Here is a 1,501-nt window from a genome sequence, read left to right on the forward strand (position 1 = left end):
CGCGAGGACCCCCGCATGCCTCCGAAGGCCCAGTCGACCCCCGTGGCCGACGCGCCCTCCCCCGCTCCGAAGCCCTCCGCCGGAGCCCTCGACCGCTTCTTCCGGATCTCCGAGCGCGGCTCCACGCTGCCCCGCGAGCTCCGCGGCGGCGTCGCGACCTTCTTCACCATGGCCTACATCCTGGTGCTGAACCCGATCATCCTGGCCAGCGCCACGGACATGAACGGCGCCCACCTCGACAGCGGCCAGCTGGTGACCGCCACCGCGCTCACCGCGGGCCTCACCACGCTGCTCATGGGCGTCATCGGCAACGTGCCGATCGCCCTGGCCGCGGGCCTCGGCGTCAACAGCATCGTGGCCCTCCAGCTCGCACCCCGGATGACCTGGCCCGAGGCCATGGGCATGGTGGTGCTCGCCGGCATCGCGATCATGGTGCTGGTCGCCACCGGCCTGCGCGAGCGCGTGATGAACGCCGTGCCGCTCGGCCTGCGCAAGGCCATCGCCATCGGCATCGGCCTCTTCATCGCCCTGATCGGCCTGGTCGACGCCGGCTTCGTCAGCCGCATCCCCGACGCCGCCCACACCACCGTGCCCCTGCAGCTCGGCGGCACCGGGCACCTGGTCGGCTGGCCCGTGCTGGTCTTCGTCGTCGGCCTGGTGCTCACGCTGGTGCTGATGGTGCGCAAGGTGCCCGGCGCCATCCTGATCAGCATCGTCGTGGCCACCGTCGTCGCCCTGGTGATCGAGCAGGTCGCGAACATCGGCCAGGGCTGGGGCCTCACCGTGCCGACCTGGCCCGGCAACCCGGTGGCCGCCCCCGACTTCGGCCTGATCGGCGACGTCGACCTCTTCGGCGGCTTCCAGCACGTCGGCATCCTCACCGGCGTGCTGTTCACCTTCACCGTGCTGATGTCCTGCTTCTTCGACGCGATGGGCACCATCCTCGGCGTCGCGGACGAGGCGCACCTGCTCGACGAGAAGGGCGACCTGCCCGGCATCAACAAGATCCTCATGGTGGACGGCATCGCCACCGCGGCCGGCGGTGCGGCCTCCTGCTCCGCCAACACCTGCTACGTCGAGTCCACCGCGGGCGTCGGCGAGGGGGCCCGCACCGGCTTCGCGTCGATCGTCACCGGCGCGCTCTTCCTGGTGGCGCTCTTCCTCACCCCGCTGGCCACCATGGTGCCCGCGCAGGCCGCCACCCCGGCCCTGGTCGCCGTCGGCTTCCTGATCCTGGCGAACTCGATCCGCGAGATCGACTGGGACGACTGGACGATCGCGATGCCGGCGTTCCTGACGATCGTCATGATGCCGTTCACCTACTCGATCACGAACGGCATCGGCTTCGGCTTCATCTCCTTCTGCATCCTGCGCCTGGCCGTCGGCCGCGGCCGCGAGGTGCCGGTCGCGATGTACGCCGTCTCCGCGGTGTTCACGTTCTACTACCTGATGCCCGCGCTCGGCCTCGGCTGACCCGCGCCGCGCGTCCCGCGCCCCGCCC

At 71.1% G+C, this 1,501-nt stretch carries 1 protein-coding gene; it reads left to right on the plus strand.

What is annotated here, in order from left to right:
• Nucleotides 1-15: 15 nt before the first annotated feature.
• Nucleotides 16-1,473 carry an NCS2 family permease gene (locus SNE206_RS39965; RefSeq protein ID WP_407918503.1) on the plus strand — a complete coding sequence of 486 codons (1,458 nt, stop codon included), beginning with the start codon at nt 16-18 and terminating at the stop codon, nt 1,471-1,473.
• The last annotated feature ends 28 nt before the right edge of the window (nt 1,474-1,501 follow it).

The sequence above is a fragment of the Kitasatospora sp. NE20-6 genome, from assembly GCF_045862635.1.

Coding starts and splice junctions, on each gene's coding strand:
- SNE206_RS39965 (WP_407918503.1), top strand. CDS start 16: ATGCCTCCGAAGGCCCAGTCGACCCCCGTGGCCGACGCGCCCTCCCCC.